The organism is Microbacterium dauci (genome assembly GCF_030065535.1).
GTDB classification, from domain to species: domain Bacteria; phylum Actinomycetota; class Actinomycetes; order Actinomycetales; family Microbacteriaceae; genus Microbacterium; species Microbacterium dauci.
In genome coordinates, this window is record NZ_JASJND010000012.1 from 1 (window position 1) to 3,378 (window position 3,378).

Consider the following 3,378-nt stretch of genomic DNA (forward strand, 5'->3'; position numbering starts at 1 on the left):
TGGACGGGGCGTACCGTCAGCGCCCCTCCTCCATTGCATCGCCGACGCCGACGAGCACACGCCATACCCAGTCCGCAGCGGTCTCGACTCGCGGTCGGGGGTCGCGCGCGAGCCACGCCTCGATGACGCCGAGTGCTGAGCCGGCGATGCCGGCACTGACGACGTCGAGGGGGATCCCTTCGAATGCGTGCGTGCCCATTCGCCCGAGGCCCTCGCGGGCAACGGCCTCGATGCGATCACGCAACCTGAACGCCACCGCGGCCGAGCCGTGGCGTCCGAGCACGCGCTGATAGACCGCCACATGCTCGTCGATGTGTCGCAGGTAGGCGAGGAGCGCGCGTTGCGGGCCGTCCGGTGCGGTGATCGTTTCAGGCAGGAAGGTCCCTGCCTGCTCGACCGCCGTGTCGATGGCATCGGCGAGAAGGGTGTCCTTGTCGGCGTAATGCTGATAGAAGCTGCTCCGATTCACTCCTGCCCGCTGCACGATGTCGGCGACGGTGAGTTCCTCGAGCGGCCGCTCGCGAGCCAAGGCGAACAGCGACTCCTGCAGGGACCGTCGGGTGCGGACGACGCGGGCATCCATGCGTCGATTGTGCCAGCGGGATGGGGAGACGCCACGCAGAACCCAGCCGCTCCGATTTCCGACAAATGTCGGCTATCCTCGGTGGTGGCTCGTAGGTGCGCCCTCGTCTCGTCTCCTCATGAAAGGCCTCTCGCGTGGCAGAACTCCTCTACCGTGTCGGACGATTCGCCGCGCGCCGACCGTGGGCCGTGGTCGCCGGTTGGATCGCCGCACTCGCCCTGGCTGTCGGAGCCTTCGTCTCCTTCGGCGGCACGCTGACGTCGAGCATGAGCATCCCGGGCACCGAGACCGAGCGCGTCACCGAGCGGCTCACCGAAGAACTGGGGGAACTCGGGGGCGGAACCGGCACCATCGTGTTCCGGACGGAGGACGGATCCGACTTCACCGAGGCCCAGCAGGGGGATATCTCCGCGATGTTGGCCGAGATCGACGGAATCGACGGCGTGGCCGATGTGGTCGACCCCTTCGTCGCGACGTCCGATCGCGCCGAACAGGAGCAGCAGCTCGAAGCCGGCGCGGCCCAGCTCGACGAAGCGCAGCGCCAGCTCGACGAGGGCTCCACTCAGATCGAGGCTGCGCGAACCCAGCTCGAGGCCGCTCAGGCGCAACTCGACGCGGCCATCGCTGAAGCGAAGTCCGCGGGGACGTACGCGCTCGCAGCGGCGCAGTTCGCCGCGCAGCAGGCCGAGCTCGATGCCGGTGCCGCTCAGCTCGAGGATCGCCGCGGCGAGCTGGACGCCGGTGCCGGCGAACTCGCCGAGCAGCGCGCTCAGCTCGATGACGCGCGGGTGCTCATGGATGCCGCCTCGGAGATCCGAACCGTGTCCGAGGACGGTGCCACTGCGATCGGCGTGGTGATGTTCGAGGACGACGTGTTCTCCGTCCCGTCCGAGGTCGTGGAAGCGGTCTCGGACGAACTCGACCAGGCCGAAATCGACGGGGTGCAGGTCGACTACTACTCGGCGACGATCGCCACCGCGGTCGAGGGACTCATCGGCATCGGCGAGATCGTCGGCGTCGCGCTCGCGCTGCTCACGCTCGTCATCATGTTCCGCGCGCTGCTGCCGGCGCTGCTGCCGATCGTCTCATCACTCGTCGGCGTCGGCGTCGGCGTCGCCGGGTCGCTGGCCTTCTCGGGCGTCGTGGACATGTCGTCGGCCACCCCCGTGCTCGGCATGATGCTCGGACTGGCCGTGGGCATCGACTACGCGCTGTTCATCATCAACCGCCATCGACGGCAAGTGCTCGCCGGTGTCGACGTGCACGAATCCATCGCCCTCGCGAACGGCACGTCGGGCAACGCCGTGGTCTTCGCAGGCTCGACGGTGCTCGTCGCACTGCTCGCCCTGAACGTGACCGGCATCCCCTTCGTCGGCGTCATGGGAACGGTCGCGGCCGGATGCGTGCTGGTCGCGGTACTCCTGTCGGTGACCCTGACGCCTGCGATGCTCGGGATCATCGGCCTCCGGATCGTCAATCGGCGGGCTCGCGGCCAGATCGGCCACGAATCGCACGCTCGCCCCGAGCTGAAGCCCATGAAGACCTCGCGTGCGTTCGCGCGCGCCGCACTCGCCGTCGGCGCGCTGCTCATCATCGCGATCCCGGCGCTCTCCATGCGGCTCGGCATGCCCGACGGGTCATCCGAGCCCGTCGACTCCAGCCAGTACCGGGCCTACACGTCCGCGGCCGAGGCATTCGGAGCCGGCCAGAACGGACCGCTGCTCGTCACCGCCGCGCTGCCGGCCCCGATCGATGAGGACGACGTCGTCGCGGTACAGGCCGACCTAGCCGGTCAGCTGCTCGAGCAGGGCGGCGTGGTCGCGGTCGCGCCGGTCGGAGTGTCCGAGGACCGCGACTTCCTCGCCTTCCAGGTCGTGCCGATCGGCGGACCGTCCACCGAATCGACCGAGCAGCTCGTGCACGACCTGCGCGAGCTCTCGCCGATCGGAGACATCGAGCTCGGGGTGGCAGGCCAGGCCAGCGGCAACATCGACATCTCCGAGAAACTCGCCGGCGTGCTGCCGGTGTACCTCGCGCTGGTCGTGGGGCTGTCGCTGCTCATCCTCGTGCTGGTGTTCCGCTCGATCCTCGTGCCGCTGATCGCGACAGCCGGGTTCGTGCTGTCGCTGTTCGCCGCACTCGGAGCCGTGGTGGCGATCTACCAGTGGGGATGGCTCGGGCCGGTGTTCGGCGTCCACACCCCCGGACCGGTGCTGAACTTCGCACCGATCATCCTCATCGGCGTGCTGTTCGGTCTCGCGATGGATTACCAGCTCTTCCTGGTGACCGGAATGCGAGAGGCGTTCGTGCACGGGGTGCCGGCCCGGACGGCGGTTGTCGCCGGGCTACGGAACGGGCGAGCGGTGGTCACCGCGGCGGCCATCATCATGGTGTCGGTGTTCGGCGGGTTCATCTTCTCGCACCTGGCGCTCGTGCGACCGCTCGGCTTCGGCCTCGCGATCGGCGTGCTGTTCGATGCGTTCGTGGTGCGGCTGTTGCTGATCCCCGCGCTCATGCACCTGCTCGGCGAGAAGGCGTGGTGGCTGCCGCGCTGGCTCGATCGGATCCTCCCGAACGTCGACGTCGAGGGCGCCGCGCTCGAGCGAAGCCATCCGATCCACGGGGCGGCGACGGAAGCCGGGGATGCGTCGTCGGACGACGTCCGGCACGCCGACGAACCCGTCCGCTGAGAGGGCGGCTCCGCCAGGCGGCGCCCGGCGCGCCGCCGAGTGAACCATGACAGGGCGACCGCCTCGTATCCCTTCGGTTGTGCGACGTCTCATCGGACTCAGGGC

Annotated in this window: 2 protein-coding genes; one reads left to right on the top strand and one right to left on the bottom strand. The window is 69.0% G+C overall.

Annotation, left to right across the window (positions count from 1 at the left end; all coding sequences use genetic code 11):
* Positions 1–16: 16 nt before the first annotated feature.
* On the bottom strand, positions 17–583 hold the full coding sequence (locus QNI14_RS14105; RefSeq protein WP_061681787.1) for a TetR/AcrR family transcriptional regulator: 567 nt from the start codon (positions 581–583) through the stop codon (positions 17–19).
* Positions 584–717: 134 nt separating this feature from the next.
* On the opposite strand from QNI14_RS14105, the gene QNI14_RS14110 reads away from it, so the two are divergent.
* On the top strand, positions 718–3,273 hold the full coding sequence (locus QNI14_RS14110; protein ID WP_061681791.1) for an MMPL family transporter: 2,556 nt from the start codon (positions 718–720) through the stop codon (positions 3,271–3,273).
* Positions 3,274–3,378 lie beyond the last annotated feature (105 nt).

Coding starts and splice junctions, on each gene's coding strand:
- QNI14_RS14105 (WP_061681787.1), bottom strand. CDS start 583: ATGGATGCCCGCGTCGTCCGCACCCGACGGTCCCTGCAGGAGTCGCTG.